Origin of the sequence: Pseudomonas abieticivorans (assembly GCF_023509015.1) — a bacterium.
Taxonomy (GTDB): domain Bacteria; phylum Pseudomonadota; class Gammaproteobacteria; order Pseudomonadales; family Pseudomonadaceae; genus Aquipseudomonas; species Aquipseudomonas abieticivorans.
Map to the genome: position 1 here is coordinate 3,076,727 of NZ_CP094975.1, position 14,345 is coordinate 3,091,071.

The window sequence follows — 14,345 nt, forward strand, 5'->3', positions numbered from 1 at the left end:
ACTATGCAACGCTATTCGGGCTTCGGCCTCTTCAAGCACTCACTCAGCCACCACGAAAACTGGCAGCGCATGTGGCGCACGCCCACCCCGAAAAAAGTTTATGACGTGGTCATCGTCGGCGGTGGCGGCCATGGCCTGGCCACTGCTTACTACCTGGCCAAGGTACACGGCATCACCAACGTGGCCGTGGTCGAGAAGGGCTGGCTGGGCGGCGGTAATACCGCGCGCAACACCACCATCGTGCGCTCCAACTACCTGTGGGACGAATCGGCGCACCTCTACGAGCACGCCATGAAGCTGTGGGAAGGCCTGTCCCAGGACCTTAACTACAACGTGATGTTCTCCCAGCGCGGGGTGTACAACCTGTGCCATACCCTGCAAGACATGCGCGACTCCGAGCGCCGTGTCAGCGCCAACCGCCTGAACGGCGTGGACGGCGAACTGCTCAACGGCCAGCAAGTGGCCGACGAAATTCCGTACCTGGACTGCTCTAAAAATACCCGCTACCCGATCATCGGCGCCACCGTGCAACGCCGCGGCGGCGTAGCCCGTCACGACGCGGTGGCCTGGGGCTTTGCCCGCGCGGCCGACGCCCTGGGTGTGGACCTGATCCAGCAGACCGAAGTGATCGGCTTTCGCAAGGAAAACGGCGTGTGCATCGGCGTCGAAACCAACAAGGGTTTCATCGGCGCCAAGCGCGTGGGCGTGGTCACGGCCGGTAACTCCGGGCACATGGCCAAGCTGGCGGGCTTCCGCCTGCCGATCGAGTCCCACCCGCTGCAGGCGCTGGTGTCCGAGCCGATCAAGCCGATCATCGACAGCGTGATCATGTCCAACGCCGTGCACGGTTACATCAGCCAGTCCGACAAGGGCGACCTGGTGATCGGTGCGGGTATCGACGGCTGGGTCGGCTACGGCCAGCGCGGCTCCTACCCGGTGATCGAACACACCATCCAGGCCATCATGGAAATGTTCCCGGTGCTCTCGCGAGTACGCATGAACCGCCAATGGGGCGGCATTGTCGACACCACCCCGGACGCCTGCCCGATCATCTCCAAGACCCCCGTGGAAAACATGTTTTTCAACTGCGGTTGGGGCACCGGCGGCTTCAAGGCCACCCCAGGCTCAGGCAACGTGTTTGCCGCAAGCCTGGCCAAAGGCGAGATGCACCCGCTGGCCAAACCTTTTTCCATCGACCGGTTCCACAACGGCGCATTGATCGACGAGCACGGCGCTGCCGCGGTCGCCCACTAACAGGAGAATTTCCTCATGTTGCATATCTTCTGTCCTCATTGCGGCGAACTGCGCTCCGAAGAAGAATTCCACGCCTCGGGCCAGGCGCACATCCCGCGCCCGCTGGACCCAGGCGCCTGCTCGGATGAAGAGTGGGGCGACTACATGTTTTTTCGCGACAACCCGCGCGGTATCCACCACGAACTGTGGATACACGCGGCCGGTTGCCGCCAGTACTTCAACGCCACCCGCGACACGGTGACGTACGAGATTCTCGAGACCTATCCGATCGGCGCCAAGCCGCAAGTGACGGCCAAGGCGGCCAGCCCGCAATCGGCTGCCAGTGGTGTGGGAGAAAAGGTATGAGCCAGGTCAATCGCCTGTCCAATGGCGGTCGCGTAGACCGCAGCAAGAAAGTCACCTTCACCTTCAACGGCCAGACCTACCAGGGCTTTGAAGGCGACACCCTAGCCTCGGCATTGCTGGCCAATGGCGTGGACATTGTCGGGCGCAGCTTCAAGTACTCGCGCCCACGGGGCATTTTTGCCGCCGGCTGCGAAGAGCCGAACGCGGTGTTGCAGATCGGCGCCACCGAAGCCACCCAGATCCCCAACGTGCGCGCCACCCAGCAGGCGCTCTACCAGGGCCTGGTCGCCACCAGCACCAATGGCTGGCCGAACGTGAACACCGACATGATGGGCATCCTAGGCAAGGTCGGCGGCAAGCTGATGCCGCCGGGCTTCTACTACAAGACTTTCATGTACCCGCAGTCCTTCTGGATGACTTACGAGAAGTACATCCGCAAGGCCGCAGGGTTGGGTCGCTCGCCTGTCGAGAACGACCCCGACACCTACGACAACTTCAACCAGCACTGCGACGTGTTGATCGTCGGCGCAGGCCCTGCGGGCCTGGCTGCTGCATTGGCAGCTGCCCGCAGTGGTGCCCGCGTGATCGTGGCCGATGAGCAGGAAGAGTTCGGCGGCAGCCTGCTCGACACCCGCGAAAGCCTGGATGGCAAACCGGCGGCCGAGTGGGTCGCGCAGGTGGTGGACGAGCTTAAATCGCTGCCGCAAGTGGTATTGCTGCCACGCGCCACCGTCAACGGTTACCACGACCATAACTTCCTGACCATTCACGAGCGCCTGACCGACCACCTGGGTGACCGCGCACCGATCGGCCAAGTGCGCCAGCGCTTGCACCGGGTTCGCGCCAAGCGCGTGGTATTGGCAACCGGCACTCACGAACGCCCGCTGGTGTACGGCAACAACGACGTCCCCGGCAACATGCTCGCCGGTGCCGTGTCGACCTACGTGCGCCGCTACGGCGTGGCACCGGGTAAAAAACTGGTGCTGTCGACCAACAACGATTACGCCTACCGGGTGGCCCTGGATTGGCTTGACGCCAGCCTGCAGGTAGTGGCCATCGCCGATGCACGCCACAACCCGCGCGGCGCGCTGGTGGAAGAGGCGCGCGCCAAGGGTATCCGCATCCTGACCGGCAGTGCTGTGATCGAAACCCGTGGCAGCAAGCACGTGACCGCTGCCCGTGTCGCCGCCATCGACGTCAATGGCCATAAAGTCACCAGCCCCGGCGAGTGGCTGGAATGCGACCTGGTAGGCACCTCCGGCGGCTACAGCCCGGTGGTGCACCTGGCTTCACACCTGGGCGGCAAGCCGATCTGGCGTGAAGACATCCTTGGTTTCGTGCCAGGCGATGCCCCACAAAAACGCGTGTGCGTGGGGGGTGTGAACGGCGTGTTCGCGCTGGCCGATGCCCTCAGCGATGGCTTCGAAGGCGGCGCTCGCGCGGCGGCCGAAGCCGGCTTCAAGATCGTTGAAGGCACCGTGCCCAAAGCCCTGGTCCGTAAGGAAGAGCCTACCTTGGCGCTGTTCCAGGTGCCGCACGACAAGGCCACCGCACGGGCGCCCAAGCAGTTCGTCGACCTGCAAAACGACGTCACCGCCGCGGCCATCGAACTGGCTACCCGTGAAGGTTTCGAGTCGGTCGAGCACGTCAAACGCTACACCGCGCTGGGCTTCGGTACCGACCAAGGCAAGCTGGGCAACATCAACGGCCTGGCCATCGCGGCGCGCAGCCGCGGCATCTCGATCACCGAGATGGGCACCACCATGTTCCGCCCCAACTACACGCCGATCACGTTCGGCGCGATTGCCGGCCGTCATTGCGGCCACCTGTTCGAGCCGGTGCGCTTCACTGCCCTGCATGCCTGGCATGTGAAAAACGGCGCCGAATTCGAAGACGTCGGCCAGTGGAAGCGCCCGTGGTACTTCCCCAAGCGTGGCGAAGACCTGCATTCGGCCGTTGCGCGCGAGTGTAAGGCGGTGCGTGACAGCGTCGGCCTGCTCGACGCCTCGACCCTGGGCAAGATCGATATCCAGGGCCCGGACGCGCGCGAATTCCTCAACCGCATCTACACCAACGCCTGGACCAAGCTGGACGTGGGTAAGGCCCGCTATGGCCTGATGTGCAAGGAAGACGGCATGGTCTTCGACGACGGCGTGACCGCCTGCCTTGCCGACAACCACTTCCTGATGACCACCACCACCGGCGGTGCTGCGCGCGTGCTGCAATGGTTGGAAATCTACCAGCAGACCGAGTGGCCAGACCTGAAGGTGTACTTCACTTCGGTCACCGACCACTGGGCGACCCTGACGCTGTCCGGCCCCAACAGCCGCAAGCTGCTCAGCGAAGTGACCGATATCGACCTGGGCAAGGACGCCTTCCCGTTCATGACCTGGAAGGAAGGCCTGGTCGGCGGCGTGCCGGCGCGGGTGTTCCGTATCTCGTTCACCGGCGAGCTGTCCTATGAGGTGAATATCCAGGCCGACTACGCCATGGGTGTGCTTGAACAGATCGCCGAAGCCGGCGCGAAATACAACCTCACGCCTTATGGCACCGAGACCATGCACGTGCTGCGCGCCGAGAAGGGTTTCATCATCGTCGGCCAGGACACCGATGGCTCGATGACCCCGGACGACTTGAACATGGGCTGGTGCGTAGGCCGTACCAAGCCGTTCTCGTGGCTGGGCTGGCGGGGCATGAACCGCGAAGACTGCGTGCGCGAGCAGCGCAAGCAACTGGTGGGCCTCAAGCCCGTGGACCCGAACAAAGTGCTGCCGGAGGGCGCGCAACTGGTGCTCGACACCAAACAGACCATCCCCATGGCGATGGTCGGCCACGTGACCTCCAGCTACATGAGTTCCACCCTGGGCCACTCGTTTGCCCTGGCGGTGGTCAAGGGCGGCCTCAAGCGCATCGGCGAAACGGTGTTCGCACCGCTGGCCGATGGCAGCGTGATCGAGGCGCAGATCTGCTCTTCGGTGTTCTTCGACCCGAAAGGCGATCAGCAGAACGTCTGAAAATTTTATGACAGGTGTCCACATGACCACAGTCAACGTATACGAACAACGCCCGGCTTCGGGCGCCAAGGCCGAATCCTCGCTGCACCATGCCGACCTGTTCAGCCTGGTGGGCAAGGGCCGCAAGAACGCAGGCGTGACCCTGCGCGAGAAAAAGCTGCTGGGCCACCTCACCCTTCGTGGCAACGGCCATGACGCCGCCTTCGCCGGCGGCGTGCACAAGGCCTTGGGCCTGGAGCTGCCGACGGCCCTGAGCATGGTCGCCAACGGCGATACGTCGCTGCAGTGGATGGGCCCGGACGAGTGGCTGTTGATCGTGCCGGGCGGCCAGGAAGTGGCCAGCGAAAAGGCTCTGCGCGAAGCCTTGGCGGGCCAGCACATCTCGGTGGTCAACGTCAGCGGCGGCCAGCAGGTCCTCGAACTGAGCGGCCCCAACGTGCGCGACGTGCTGATGAAGTCCACCAGCTACGACGTGCACCCGGACAACTTCCCGGTGGGCAAGGCGGTGGGCACGGTGTTCGCCAAGTCGCAATTGGTGATCCGCCGCACGGGTGACGAAACCTGGGAGCTGCTGGTACGCCGCAGCTTCTCCGATTACTGGTGGTTGTGGTTGCAGGATGCCTCGGCCGAGTTCGGCCTGAACGTTATTGCCTGATTCTTTTCGCGGATAAATCCGCTCCTACAGGGGCATATGAGATCCCTGTAGGAGCGGATTCATCCGCGAAAGCCACCCCACCGAACCGGAGCCTACCCATGAGCCGCGCCCCCGATACCTGGATTCTGACTGCCGATTGCCCCAGTGTGCTGGGCACGGTGGACGCGGTCACCCGCTACCTGTTCGAGCAGGGCTGCTATGTCACCGAGCACCATTCGTTCGATGACCGGCTGTCTTCGCGCTTTTTTATCCGCGTGGAATTTCGCCAGCCTGACGGCTTCGACGAGCAAGGCTTTCGCGAAGGCCTGGTCGAGCGCGGCCAGGCCTTTGGCATGGTCTTCGAGCTGACGGCCCCGCAATACCGGCCCAAGGTGGTGATCATGGTGTCCAAGGCCGATCACTGCCTCAATGATTTGCTGTACCGCCAGCGCATCGGCCAACTGTCCATGGACGTCGTCGCGGTGGTGTCCAACCATCCTGATTTGGAACCGTTGGCGCGCTGGCACGCAATTCCCTACTACCATTTCCCCCTCGACCCCCTCGATAAACCCGCGCAGGAGCGCAAGGTGATGGAGGTGATCGAGCAAACCGGCGCGGAACTGGTGATCCTTGCTCGCTACATGCAAGTGCTGTCACCCCAACTGTGCCGCCAGTTGGACGGCTGGGCGATCAATATCCACCACTCCCTGCTGCCCGGCTTCAAGGGCGCCAAACCGTACCACCAGGCCTACAACAAAGGCGTGAAGCTGGTGGGCGCCACGGCGCATTACATCAACAACGACCTGGATGAAGGCCCGATCATCACCCAGGGCGTGGAAGTGGTTGACCACAGCCACTACGCCGAAGACCTGATTGCCAAGGGGCGCGACATCGAGTGCCAGACCCTGGCGCGGGCCGTCGGGTATCACATTGAGCGGCGGGTGTTCCTGAATGGGGGGCGCACGGTAGTGCTCTGATTGGGTCTGTTCGCGGATAAATCCGCTCCTGCAGTGATTTCCTGTAGGAGCGGATTTATCCGCGAAGAGGCCACAAAGCTGTAACTCATAAAAACAACAGCGAGGTGAAAGCATGTCTGGTAATCGCGGTGTGGTGTACCTGGGCAGTGGCAAGGTCGAGGTGCAAACAATTCCCTTCCCGAAAATGCAGGACCCACGTGGTAAACGCATCGAGCATGGTGTGATTCTGCGTGTGGTTTCAACCAATATCTGTGGCTCTGATCAACACATGGTACGTGGCCGTACCACTGCCCAGGTCGGGTTGGTGCTGGGCCACGAAATCACCGGCGAAGTGCTTGAGGTGGGCAAGGATGTCGAAAACCTCAAGGTCGGCGACCTGGTGTCGGTACCCTTCAATGTGGCCTGTGGCCGCTGCCGCTCTTGCAAGGAGCAACACACCGGCGTGTGCCTGACCGTCAACCCGGCGCGGGCCGGTGGTGCCTATGGCTATGTCGACATGGGTGACTGGGTGGGAGGCCAGGCTGAATACGTGCTGGTGCCCTACGCCGACTTCAACCTGCTCAGGCTTGGCGACCGCGACCGCGCCATGGAGAAAATTCGCGACCTGACCTGCCTTTCCGACATCTTGCCCACCGGTTACCACGGTGCCGTGACGGCGGGCGTGGGCCCCGGTAGCACAGTCTACGTGGCCGGTGCCGGCCCGGTTGGCCTGGCCGCCGCAGCTTCGGCGCGCTTGTTGGGTGCTGCGGTGGTGATCATCGGTGACGTGAACCCGGTGCGCCTGGCCCACGCCAAGGCCCAGGGTTTTGAAATTGCCGACCTGTCCAAGGACACCCCGCTGCACGAACAGATCGCCGACCTGTTAGGTGAGCCAGAAGTCGACTGCGCGGTGGATGCGGTGGGCTTCGAAGCCCGCGGTCATGGCCATGCCGGCGCCCAGCATGAAGCCCCGGCCACGGTGCTCAACTCGCTGATGGGGGTGGTACGGGTGGCCGGCAAGATCGGCATCCCCGGCCTGTACGTGACCGAAGACCCGGGTGCGGTGGATGCCGCCGCCAAGGTCGGCGCGCTGAGCATTCGCTTCGGCTTGGGTTGGGCCAAATCCCACAGCTTCCACACTGGCCAGACCCCGGTCATGAAGTACAACCGCCAGTTGATGCAAGCGATCATGTGGGACCGCATCAACATCGCCGAAGTGGTGGGCGTGCAGGTGATCAGCCTTGACCAGGCGCCGCAGGGCTATGGCGAGTTCGATGCCGGGGTGCCGAAGAAATTTGTCATCGACCCGCACAAGCTGTTCAGTGCGGCATAACTGAAGAGGGGCGGCGCAAGCCGCCTTTTTTCTGCCCGCGGTCAGGCGGCTCGTAATGGTATGAAGGTGTAGCTCGCCGCGCCTTCCACGGTAGCCAGGGCGCCTTGGCTCTGAACCTGTTGCGCGACGTCTGGCCCGGACAGGTGCAGGGTCCAGTGAGTGTTGGAGGCTGGCGCCGCGTTCGGTTCGACCTGTTGCAGCGCTGCGCTGAACGCCGCCATGTCGGGCAAATAGGCGGTAAAGCCGTCGCCCTTGAGTGCCGTGACCTGAATCCCCAATCGCTCGCAAATCGCCACCTTGGCGCCGATGTCGTCTCGATCGGCCTGGCGCGAGCGTTCGATCAGCTGTGCCAACTCCAAGTCCACCAATGTCGAGCCAACGATCAACGGCGTGCCGCTTTCCCATGATTCGGGCGGGCACTCCTTCGCTAACGGGTTCAAGGGAATGTGCGGGTTGATCTCCATGGGGTAGATCCGGCACACCAAAGGCCGCGTGTCATAGATGGTACACAGGTTCTCGCTGTCCAGATTACGACAGGCTCCCGGGTTGAACGCCGCGAACGTGATCGCCAAATGCAGGTCGGTGTTACCGCTGCGCACCACGGCCGAACGACGCAAGGCGTGTTCACGCTGGGATTCGCTGATACCCAGGCCATTGGCCAGGAAAGCCTCGGCCAATACGATCACGTTGCCACCCGATCGCGCCCAGTCACGGGCCTCGACCAGCGTCAGCGGCACATGATGATCGCGGCAACATTTGCCACAGCCCACACAGGTAAACGACGTATTCATCAGCAGCGGGCCTTGTGTCGGAATGTACGGTTTCAGTTACAACCATGCATTCTCGCAAAAACTACCCGCCGCTGAATGAAGAAAGCTGAGCTTGCAATATGGGGTTACAAAACCACCACGTTGCCATGCAACAACACCGGCCCGGTCGGCTGCCCGGTCGGCGAACCACCACGGGGTTCCAGGCTGACTGCCAAGGCAATCGGCTCGCCCAGCAGTTTTTGCTGGCTTTCATTCAGGCTGATTCGGCCTTTGCCACCCTCGGGCATCAGCCCCAGCGAAACCGGCTTGCCATTTGCCGGGATGGCCCACAATTCCATGCTGCTGTCGGCAGGTGCCGCGGGCAAGTCGACTGGCTCCACTTGCAAGTATTGGGCGTAGGCCTGGATCTTGATCGAAGGCTGATTGCTGGCGGTCACCAGCGTGGCGCTGTAGCGCGCCGAATCCTGGTTGTAGACCACGCCCAAAGTCACGGCTACCGCGATGCTGGCGGCCAGGGCGCCAACCCGCAGCCAATTCCAGAACGGCCGTTTTGCCGGCACGTGCAGCTGTTGCGGTTCGATCCGTGCGACCACGGCTTGCCACACATGCTCGGGCACCGGTTGGTCGGCGATGGGCTCGTGCAGGCTGGCCAGGGTGTCTTGCCACTGTGCCAGCTCCAGGCGCAGGGCGCGGTCGTCGAGCATCAGTTTTTCGAAACGGCGGCGAGCACTGGCGGGCATCAGGCCGATGGCGTAATCGGCGGCCAAGGCGCGGCGCAGGGTGGGGTTCTGGTAGTTCATGATTCAAGGCACCTGCGCAGGCGCTCCATGCCTCGGCGGATCCACGACTTGACCGAGCCCAGCGGCGCATTCAGGTGCGAGGCCAGGTCGGCGTTACTCAGCCCATGGAAATAAGCAGTCAGGATCGACTGGCGTTGCATGCCTTCCAGGTCATCCAGGCAACGGCCCAAAGCTTTCGCCTCGCGGGCGCTGCTCAACTGTTCGTCGGCGGCTGGGCTGTCGTCGGCCAGAGTCTCCAGTTGCAGGTCACTCAACGGCTCTTCATGACGCCGACGCAGCAGGTCGATGGCCAGGTTGCGGGTGATATTGACCATCCAGGTCAGGGGGGCCGAGAGGTTGGCGTCGTAGCGCGAGGCGTTGTTCCAGATTCGCACGAAGCTCTCCTGCACGATTTCCTCGGCCAGCTCGCGCCGCCGCACACAGTGCAAGGCCACGCCGTGCAGCCGTGCACTGGTAATTCGATAGAGCTGCTCGAATGAGCGCCGGTTACCCAGCGAACATTCGGCCAGCAGTTGGCGCAGTAGATCGGTGTCGACGGTGGAAATGGCCTTTCTCCTGAACAAAACGAACTCGCGCGCCTCGACTCGCCCCATATGAGGTCGGTGGCTGTCTGAGCCTAGTTCACGAGGCGCGCCTGTTCCATTCATGATGGTGTCCAATCAGCTCTTGGGCATCAAGACCTTGTCGATCACGTGGATCACGCCGTTCGATTGCATCACGTCATAGGTGCTGATGTCAGCTACGCCGCCTTTCTCATCCTTGACCACGATGTTGTGTGGGCCATTCATGTACACCCACAGCTTGCCGCCGCTGACGGTGGTCAGTTCGGCCTTGCCGCCGCCGGCCTTGATGCGCTTGGCCAGTTCCATCATGTCCAGCTTACCGGCCACTACGTGGTAGGTCAGGATGTGGGTGAGGGTGGCTTTGTTTTCAGGCTTGAGCAGGGTATCGACGGTACCGGCAGGCAGGGCGGCGAACGCCGAGTTGACCGGTGCGAACACGGTGAACGGGCCTTTGCCTTTGAGGGTGTCAACCAGGCCTGCGGCTTTCACGGCGGCCACCAGGGTGGTGTGGTCGGCGGAGTTGACCGCGTTGTCGACGATATCCTTGCTGGGTAGCATGTTCTGGCCGCCGACCATCACATTGGCCATGGCCATGTCGGCTGCCTGGGTCGGCAGGGCGATCAAAGGGGTGCTCAGGGCCAGGGTCATGAGGCTGCCAAGCAGGGGGGCCTTCATCGAAATGCGCATCATGGTGGTGTTCCTTGTTGTAGAAGGGCGGCCAGTGATCTGTCCGTGCTTGATATACGGCGCCGGTAAGGAACTGGATGCCAACGCGCTACAATTTATTTCGGTGAGGAACGCAAACGGATGATTCACGGTCAAATCATCGATTTTTGCCGCAGGCCATCCATCGGCGTGCGGCCTATTGGCACAAGGGGTTCATGATGAAGATTCTGCGCGGTATCACCCTGGCGACATTGACGGCACTGGCCGCCAGCCCGGTGTTTGCCTTCAACCTGAACGATGCGGTGAATGCCGCCTCGTCGATGCAGGGCGGCAGCGACAAGAACGGCGCCGCTGTGGCAGCGGCGCCTCAGGCCGCAGGCCTTTTGAACACGCTGGGCACGCAACTCAATGTCACCCCGCAACAGGCGGTGGGCGGTACCGGGGCGATGCTGGGCCTGGCCAAGAACAAACTGAGCAGCGCCGATTATTCGCAGTTGAGCAAATCGGTACCGGGGCTCGACCAGTTGTCGGGCAACAGCGCCCTGGGTGGTTTGAACGGCCTGGGCGGCCTGATGGGCAAGTCCGGTGGCGATTCCTCGACGCTGAACAACGCCCTGGGTAACGTGAAAACCACCGGCGACATGAACAACGCCTTCAGCGCCTTGGGCATGGACAGCGGCATGGTCGGCCAGTTTGCCCCGGTGATCCTGCAGTACCTGGGCCAGCAAGGCGTGGGCGGTACCCTGCTCAAGAGCCTGGGCGGTATCTGGGGCGTAGGCGGTTAATTCATCTCGGCGTGCAGGCGGTCGATGCGCGCGTCCTTCTCGGTCCAGAGCTGGTTGACCCAGTTCTGGACGCTCTGGCGGAACGCCGGATCGTTTTCGTAATCGCCTTTGATCAGCGCCGGGTCGATGCCCCGTGAGCGGATGTCGACGATAACCTCGCTGATCTGCCCGCCGAGCAGGCGGTCCAATTGCTCGCCCGCCGGGGGCGATCAGCTTGAGCAAGGCGAACACCATAAGCGGGCCGATCAGGGTCAGGGTGTTGAGCAATAGCAGCAGTGTCACGAAACAGCCGGTGAGCAGGCGGCGCATAAGTCGACTCTTGAAGTCTGTACGGGGCCGGCAATGATAAGCAGGTCGTGGCCACACGCCAAATCCTTGCGGCCATTCGGTGCCTTGCAAATGTTTCACTATTTTTTCGCTATGCTGGCGAGCGAACCTATCAAAGGCCCCGTGTCTAAACACGAACCTTGCCTTTTCGACTTGAGGAAACCACCCGGTGAAATCCGTTCTTGCGCTGTTGTCACTGTTGGCCTTGCCGGTCATGGCGGCCGAGCCGACCCTGTACGGGCGATACGAGTACATCAAGCTGCCGGAGATCGGCGGGCAAACCCTGAAAGCCAAGATGGACACCGGCGCATTGACCGCTTCGCTGTCGGCCAAGGACATTGAGCTGTTCAAGCGTGACGGCGATGACTGGGTGCGTTTCCGCCTGGCCACCAAAGGCGCGGATGGCAAGGTGTTCGAGCACAAGGTGTCGCGCATCAGCCGCATCAAGAGCCGTGCCGACGAAGATGACGAAGGCGAGACCACCGAAGTGGCCAAGCGCCCGGTGGTCGACCTTGAGATGTGCATGGGTGGTTTGAAGCAGACGGTGGAGGTGAATCTGGTTGACCGCAGCAGCTTCAACTATCCGCTGCTGATCGGCGCCAAGGCGCTGCGCGAGATGGGCGCGGCGGTGAACCCGGCACGGCGGTTTACGGCGGGCGACCCTGAGTGTTGAGTTTAGGGCGCCTTCGCGGATAAACCCGCTCCTGTAGGAGCGGATTCATCCGCGAACGGGCAACCCGATCCATCAGGCTGGCTGCGTGGCCACCATCGAACTGCGCTGCGCCACCTCGGCATACCAGGCCGCCAACTGCGGCGCCTGGTCCCGCCAGCCCAAATGCGCCAACCTGAAGTCCAGGTAACCCAAGGCGCAGGCGACACTGATCGCGGCCACGTCAAAGGTCGAGGCCAGTTCGGCCATGGCGTCTTTTTCCAGATAGGCCACGGTGCGCACGATCTTTTCGGCCTGGCCGTTCAGCCATTCCTGCCAGTGTTTTTCCACCGGGCGCATGGCGGTTTCGTAGCGAATCAGCAGCGCCGCATCGAGTATTGCGTCGGCCAGCGAAGCGATGGTCAGGCGCCGCCAGCGGGCCGAGCCTTCGCGAGGGATCAGCGGGTTGCCGACATGTTGTTGGTCGAGGTAATCGAGAATCACCCGGCTGTCGTGCAGCACGGCGCCATCGGCCAGGCGCAAGGCCGGGATCTTGCCGGCGGGGTTTTCCGCGTTCAGGTTCTCGTGCGGGCTGACCGGGCTGAGCACGCAGGTGTGCAAGGCCACGCGCCCAAGTTGACCGGTCTCGTGCAACAGCACCATGACTTTGCGTACGTAGGGCGAGGCGGCGTTGTGGAACAGGGTCATGCTAGGGGTGGACATGGTGAACCCTCGGGTGAGCGAGGGTTTATCATAATGGAAGACCGTGTCGCCTGGTTCGCGAATAGACCCGCTGTTGCAACCCCCTTGTAGGAGCGGATTCATCCGCGAAGGCCGCACCGCGCAGGACCAGAGACACCGCGGCGATTTTTTTCGCGGATAAATCCGCTCCTACAGGGGCGGCGCGATTATCCGCGAAAAGCCCGCCGCAACCCCGTCAGGCTGAGCACGGCCGGTATCCCCAACCCCAGCCAGGAAAGGCTGTCCCACCAGCCATCGCCCAACAACGCGGCAAACAACCCGGCGCCACCGATCAAGGCAATCAACAGCGGCCAGGCAAACACCGGCCAGAATCCAGAAGCGCGCTTCATGCCACCACCGCCTTGCTGCGACGGCGCACCCACCACAGGTAAACCCCGCTGCCCAGTACGATGATGGTCAGCACATCCAGCAGTGCCCACAAGATCTGCATTGGCCGGCCGCCGTAGTCGCCAAAATGCAGTGGCTGCGACAAGCCCATGGCGTCCATGTACCAAGGCCGCTGGCCGACTGCCGTGACGTGCAGGTTACTGGCGTCGATCAGCACCGGCGTCAGCAAGTGCGAGGTCAGGTGCGTGCTGCCTTTCATGAACACCGCGTAGTGGTGCTCGCTGGAAAATCGCGTGCCGGGGAAGGCAATGAAGTCCGCGACCATGCCTGGCGCCGCCTGTTGGGCGATCTCCAGCAGCCGCGAGGCGGGCGCCAACTGTTGCAGTGGCGGTGCATTGCGGTAGGGCTCGACCATGGCGCTCAAACTGTCATTGCGCCAAGCCGCGATCACAAGGTCTGCGCAGGCGCTGATTACGCCGGTCACGCCTACTACCAGCGCCCAGGTCAGGGTGACCACGCCGATCAGGTTGTGCAGGTCGAGCCAGCGCAGCCGGTTCGACTTGTTGGGGCGCACGGTAGCAAATTTCAACCGGTTCATGAACGGCGCATACAGCACTACACCCGAGACGATCGCCAGCACGAACAGCACGCCCATGAAGGCCAGGAACAGCTTGCCTGGCAACCCGGCGTACATGTCCACGTGCAGGCGTAGCATCACCATCATGAAGCCGCCGTTGGCACCCGGCGTTTCCACCGCTTCGCCGGTACGGGCGTCGAGCATGAAGGTGTGCGAGTCGTTAGGGTCGGTGCCAGCCGTGGCCGCCATGATCGACCAGACGCCGTTGGGATCATCATCGTCCCAGCCAAAATATTGCATCACCTCGCCTGGGCGATGGGCCTTGGCGGCTTCGACCAGTTGCTGCAGGTCCAACTGCGGGGTGGTGGCGGGCATCTCGCGCAACTGCGGGGCATTGCCCGTCAGGTGTTCGATTTCGTGGTGGAATATCAGTGGTAAACCGGTCAGGGCCAGCAACAACAGGAACAGCGTGCAGATCAGGCTGGACCAGGTGTGAATGAACGACCAGCGGCGGATGGTGGTGGATTTCATGGTGTCAGTCCAGAAAGACCAAAGCCGTCACTAGGCTCTGTACGAAATGTAT

The 14,345-nt window shown here is 62.5% G+C and carries 15 protein-coding genes and 1 pseudogene; 8 read left to right on the forward strand and 8 right to left on the reverse strand.

Going from position 1 to position 14,345, the window contains the following annotated elements:
* The first annotated feature begins 3 nt into the window (after positions 1-3).
* The 6 genes from L9B60_RS13965 (at position 4) to fdhA (ending at position 7,536) form a co-directional block, all read left to right on the forward strand.
* Positions 4-1,254 (forward strand): sarcosine oxidase subunit beta family protein, encoded by a 1,251-nt coding sequence (locus L9B60_RS13965; RefSeq protein ID WP_249679392.1) that lies wholly within the window; start codon positions 4-6, stop codon positions 1,252-1,254.
* Positions 1,255-1,269: 15 nt separating this feature from the next.
* Positions 1,270-1,599, forward strand: coding sequence for a sarcosine oxidase subunit delta (locus L9B60_RS13970; RefSeq protein ID WP_249679393.1), 330 nt, complete (start codon positions 1,270-1,272; stop codon positions 1,597-1,599).
* Positions 1,596-4,613, forward strand: coding sequence for a sarcosine oxidase subunit alpha (locus L9B60_RS13975; RefSeq protein ID WP_249679394.1), 3,018 nt, complete (start codon positions 1,596-1,598; stop codon positions 4,611-4,613). The genes L9B60_RS13970 and L9B60_RS13975 overlap by 4 nt, the downstream gene beginning before the upstream one ends.
* 22 nt (positions 4,614-4,635) lie before the next feature.
* The gene (locus L9B60_RS13980) at positions 4,636-5,268 is read left to right on the forward strand and encodes a sarcosine oxidase subunit gamma (RefSeq protein ID WP_249679395.1); all 633 of its coding nucleotides are present in this window, start codon (positions 4,636-4,638) and stop codon (positions 5,266-5,268) included.
* Between the two features lie 98 nt (positions 5,269-5,366).
* Positions 5,367-6,224, forward strand: coding sequence for a formyltetrahydrofolate deformylase (purU, locus tag L9B60_RS13985; RefSeq protein WP_249679396.1), 858 nt, complete (start codon positions 5,367-5,369; stop codon positions 6,222-6,224).
* A 112-nt stretch (positions 6,225-6,336) separates the two neighbouring features.
* The gene (fdhA, locus tag L9B60_RS13990; RefSeq protein WP_249679397.1) at positions 6,337-7,536 is read left to right on the forward strand and encodes a formaldehyde dehydrogenase, glutathione-independent; all 1,200 of its coding nucleotides are present in this window, start codon (positions 6,337-6,339) and stop codon (positions 7,534-7,536) included.
* A gap of 41 nt (positions 7,537-7,577) precedes the next feature.
* Here fdhA and L9B60_RS13995 read toward each other — a convergent pair whose 3' ends face one another.
* From L9B60_RS13995 to L9B60_RS14010, 4 genes are all read right to left on the reverse strand, one after another.
* Positions 7,578-8,327 (reverse strand): YkgJ family cysteine cluster protein, encoded by a 750-nt coding sequence (locus L9B60_RS13995; RefSeq protein WP_249679398.1) that lies wholly within the window; start codon positions 8,325-8,327, stop codon positions 7,578-7,580.
* Between the two features lie 104 nt (positions 8,328-8,431).
* Positions 8,432-9,106 (reverse strand): anti-sigma factor, encoded by a 675-nt coding sequence (locus L9B60_RS14000; RefSeq protein WP_249679399.1) that lies wholly within the window; start codon positions 9,104-9,106, stop codon positions 8,432-8,434.
* Positions 9,103-9,699 carry a sigma-70 family RNA polymerase sigma factor gene (locus tag L9B60_RS14005; protein ID WP_249679400.1) on the reverse strand — a complete coding sequence of 199 codons (597 nt, stop codon included), beginning with the start codon at positions 9,697-9,699 and terminating at the stop codon, positions 9,103-9,105. The genes L9B60_RS14000 and L9B60_RS14005 overlap by 4 nt, the downstream gene beginning before the upstream one ends.
* 66 nt (positions 9,700-9,765) lie before the next feature.
* Positions 9,766-10,359, reverse strand: coding sequence for a fasciclin domain-containing protein (locus tag L9B60_RS14010; protein ID WP_249679401.1), 594 nt, complete (start codon positions 10,357-10,359; stop codon positions 9,766-9,768).
* A gap of 194 nt (positions 10,360-10,553) precedes the next feature.
* Here L9B60_RS14010 and L9B60_RS14015 point away from each other — a divergent pair, with 194 nt between their 5' ends.
* The gene (locus L9B60_RS14015; protein ID WP_249679402.1) at positions 10,554-11,120 is read left to right on the forward strand and encodes a DUF2780 domain-containing protein; all 567 of its coding nucleotides are present in this window, start codon (positions 10,554-10,556) and stop codon (positions 11,118-11,120) included.
* On the opposite strand, the pseudogene L9B60_RS14020 reads toward L9B60_RS14015, so the two are convergent.
* Positions 11,117-11,281 (reverse strand): annotated as a pseudogene (locus L9B60_RS14020) (acyltransferase); the annotation flags it as partial. The gene L9B60_RS14015 and the pseudogene L9B60_RS14020 overlap by 4 nt on opposite strands.
* Before the next feature lie 335 nt (positions 11,282-11,616).
* Here L9B60_RS14020 and rloA2 point away from each other — a divergent pair.
* Positions 11,617-12,120, forward strand: coding sequence for a retropepsin-like aspartic peptidase RloA2 (rloA2, locus tag L9B60_RS14025; RefSeq protein ID WP_249679403.1), 504 nt, complete (start codon positions 11,617-11,619; stop codon positions 12,118-12,120).
* A gap of 72 nt (positions 12,121-12,192) precedes the next feature.
* Here the strand turns inward: rloA2 and L9B60_RS14030 are convergent, their stop codons facing one another.
* From L9B60_RS14030 to L9B60_RS14040, 3 genes are all read right to left on the reverse strand, one after another.
* Complete coding sequence (locus tag L9B60_RS14030) at positions 12,193-12,819, reverse strand: glutathione S-transferase (RefSeq protein WP_249679404.1); 627 nt, start codon at positions 12,817-12,819, stop codon at positions 12,193-12,195.
* A 185-nt stretch (positions 12,820-13,004) separates the two neighbouring features.
* A complete protein-coding gene (locus tag L9B60_RS14035; protein WP_249679405.1) occupies positions 13,005-13,187 on the reverse strand; it encodes a DUF4175 domain-containing protein in 183 nt (60 codons plus the stop codon).
* Positions 13,184-14,293 carry a PepSY-associated TM helix domain-containing protein gene (locus L9B60_RS14040; RefSeq protein ID WP_249679406.1) on the reverse strand — a complete coding sequence of 370 codons (1,110 nt, stop codon included), beginning with the start codon at positions 14,291-14,293 and terminating at the stop codon, positions 13,184-13,186. The genes L9B60_RS14035 and L9B60_RS14040 overlap by 4 nt, the downstream gene beginning before the upstream one ends.
* Positions 14,294-14,345: the final 52 nt, after the last annotated feature.